Here is a 1,069-nt window from a genome sequence, read left to right on the forward strand (position 1 = left end):
GATTTTAAAGGAGTAGTAGCAATAAATGATGAAAATGAAGTTATTGGTTTTACTTATGGTTATCGTTCTTTGGAAGGACAGTACTATAATCAATTAATGAGAAAATCATTAAATTCGGAACAAGTAGACCAATGGTTAGAAAATTGTTTTGAATTTGTAGAGTTAGCAGTTCACCCGAAATATCGAAATGAGGGTCTTGGAACGAAATTACATAATGAATTATTAGAAGGGATTCCAAATAGAACAAGTGTTTTAACCACGCAAATAAACAATGAAAAAGCGCGTTCTTTATATGGAAAATTAGATTGGATAAATGTATTGGAATCATTTCATCCAAGTAAAGATGATGTTCCATATGTAATAATGGGAAAAGTATTAAAAACAAAAGTGAATTAATAACTTTGTTGTACATATAAGTTATTGGTTTATAACATTTAAGGGGAAAACAAAATGACGATAATATCTATTGAAAAAGCTACAATCTTAGATGCTGAAAAGTTAACAGAAATAATGAAAAGGACATTCGATGAAGAAGCAAAACAATGGTTGCCTGATCAAGAGAAAATTGTAGATTATAACATTCAACCACCAGGATATTCTTCAATTGAGATGACTATGTATTCGATTGAAGAATTGGATTCTTTTAAAGTGATAATGGGTGAAGAAATAATTGGTGGAATTATAGCTACGATTACTGGTAAGTCTTACGGTAGAATTGATCGTATATTTGTAGATCCTAAACATCAAGGAATAGGAATTGGAGCACAGGTTATTGATTTTATAGAAGAAGAGTTTCCAAGCGTAAGAATTTGGGATCTTGAGACGTCTAGTAGGCAAATTAATAATCACCATTTTTATAAAAAAATGGGCTATGAAACAATTTTTGAAACGGAAGATGAGTATTGCTATGTGAAAAGAATAAAGGCAGCTTCAAGCGAAGAGAACTTAGTTAAAAATAAAGATATGAAAAGTGTGCAATACGAAAACTGTAATTTGGCAAATACAGAGTATTATCAAGTGAATTTAAAAGATAGTTCATTTGTTAATAGCAATGTAATGAATATTAATA

Annotated in this window: 2 protein-coding genes; both read left to right on the forward strand. The window is 29.7% G+C overall.

All coding sequences use genetic code 11. The annotated features are described in order from the left end of the window. Positions 1-396 (forward strand): GNAT family N-acetyltransferase (locus AC1DTM_RS28025; protein WP_477001430.1); only part of this gene is annotated, 396 nt, incomplete at its 5' end. Between the two features lie 54 nt (positions 397-450). Continuing rightward, positions 451-1,069 (forward strand): GNAT family N-acetyltransferase (locus tag AC1DTM_RS28030; protein WP_477001431.1); only part of this gene is annotated, 619 nt, incomplete at its 3' end.

The sequence above is a fragment of the Bacillus sp. P4_D3 genome (assembly GCF_056401855.1).